Source organism: Mesorhizobium sp. M7A.F.Ca.CA.002.15.2.1, assembly GCF_003998715.1.
GTDB classification, from domain to species: Bacteria; Pseudomonadota; Alphaproteobacteria; order Rhizobiales; family Rhizobiaceae; genus Mesorhizobium; species Mesorhizobium ciceri.
In genome coordinates this window covers 1-1,816 of the sequence record NZ_RZPI01000899.1, presented here as the reverse complement: position 1 = coordinate 1,816, position 1,816 = coordinate 1, and the positions used below count along the sequence as shown (strand labels likewise).

The following is a 1,816-nucleotide window of genomic DNA, read 5'->3' as shown; positions in this document are numbered from 1 at the left end:
GGTGCAGCACGCCGCTTTCCGAAAGCCCTGATGTCGTGCTGATGACGGCGCCATTGCAGGTCTCGGCCAACGTCAGGCAGGAGAGCCGGAGTTCGCCGTCTATGATGACAGAACAGGCGCCGCAGGTGCCCTGATGACAGCCGCCCTTCGGCGAGGTGTCGCCGATCTTGTCGCGCAGCGCCTGAAGCAGCGTCGTGCCGCTGTCGATGAATTCGGCCTTTTCCGAGCCGTTGAGCGTGAATTGAACCGGAACCTTTGCCATGTTTTCCTCCCAGCGCGCCTGCCCGAACCAGCGGACAGACGCGCGCCCCCGAACAAATATTATGCGAGCAGCAACCGCCCGAGATGAACCGGCAGGACTTCGGCGCGATACCAGGCGCTGGCGATCGGGTCGGTGATGGGCGAGGTGCCATCACCGGCCGCGGCCAAGGCCGGCGCGATGCCGTCAGCGGTTAGCGTTCGGCCGATCAGCGCTTTTTCCGCCGCCCTGGCGCGCATGGGCCGATCCGCCATGCAGCCGAGTGCGATCCGCGCCGAGGTCACCGAGCCATCCGACGACAGTTCCAGAGCACCGGCTATGCTGAGCACGGAGACGCCCTTGGGCTTGACCCTCGACACTTTCAGGAAGCGGAAACTGTCGGCCTTCGGAAGCGTGAAGCTCACGGAAGTGACGACGACGCGGCTGCCGCCCCGATTGGCCAGAAAAGTCTCGATCGGCGTTTCACCGTCATCGGTGCTGACCGTCGCATCGAGCGCCAGCAGGGCAACAGCGAAATCGCCATACGGGCTCGGGGCAAAAAGATTGCCGCCGACGGTCGCCATGTTGCGGATGGCCGGGCCTCCGACGGCACGGGCGGCCTTGGCGAGCGTGCCGAGCCCCGGATGGCCGGCGATCGCCGCCATGGTCACCGAAGCGCCGATGCAGACTTTATCGCCGGCAACGGCGATGGTGGACAGGGACGGCTCGGTCGACCTGATAAGGCCGGAAACCGAAACGTCGCCTTCATTGGCCGCGCGGACGACCAGCGTGCCGCCACCGAGATAGCGGGTGCCGGCCGCCTTCAGTGCCGCGTTCGCGTCTTTCACCGTTGCAAAAGTCTGCAGTGCCAGCGCCATGGTCTGGCTCCTGTCAGCTCTGGCCGGCGAAATGGCTTTTCAGGGCGTCGAAGCCGCCCTGAAAGACATTGGCGCCCATGCCCTCGGCCAGCTTGTCTGCCTCCTCAGGCGCGGCGTCGAAGCTAGCGGTCCATTCGGCGTAGGTGCGGTCGCCATCGGTGACGCGCCGCAGCTGCAGGGTCGCCTTGTGGTTGGTCAGCGGCTGCGGCGTCTCGAGGATGGAGTAGCTGACCAGGAAATTCTGATCGGAGAAGTCGAGCAGCTTTTCGCGTAGGCGGGCGCCGCTGGCGAGCTGGAAATTGCGCACGCAGCCGATTGTGGTGGCATCCTTGCCGTCTTCAATGTGGCTTTCCACCATGCGCGGATGCCAGCCCGGCAGCCCGTTGAAGTCGCGTATGCGCGCCCAGACCTTTTCGACCGGCGCGTCGATGACGCTGGAGATGGTGACTTTGGCCATTCAAAATGTTCCCTTGCAAAAGCGATCCGGTGCAAGGGTAGGGCGGCCATTTCAGCGACGCTTATCAATGCGTCTTGAGCGCCTATCAAGGAGTCTGAAAAAGGGCGGGGAGTCTGAAAAAGGGCGGCTGGTTCAGGCGATCGCCCGCGCGGCCTCGCGGTAGAGCGTCGGCGGCACGCCGACATGGTCGCGGAAAAAGCGCGAGAAATTGCCCTGCGTGGTGAAGCCGAGATTGCAGGCGAC

Annotated in this window: 3 protein-coding genes; all 3 read right to left on the bottom strand. The window is 64.4% G+C overall.

All coding sequences use genetic code 11. The features are described 5' to 3' along the window. On the bottom strand, nucleotides 1-262 hold a 262-nt coding region (locus ENZ74_RS30880; RefSeq protein WP_127313261.1), incomplete at its 3' end, for a 2Fe-2S iron-sulfur cluster-binding protein. 59 nt (nucleotides 263-321) lie between these two features. Then, complete coding sequence (locus ENZ74_RS30875) at nucleotides 322-1,116, bottom strand: FAD binding domain-containing protein (RefSeq protein WP_063168522.1); 795 nt, start codon at nucleotides 1,114-1,116, stop codon at nucleotides 322-324. Between the two features lie 13 nt (nucleotides 1,117-1,129). After that, nucleotides 1,130-1,573 (bottom strand): SRPBCC family protein, encoded by a 444-nt coding sequence (locus ENZ74_RS30870; protein ID WP_063168521.1) that lies wholly within the window; start codon nucleotides 1,571-1,573, stop codon nucleotides 1,130-1,132. Nucleotides 1,574-1,816: the final 243 nt, after the last annotated feature.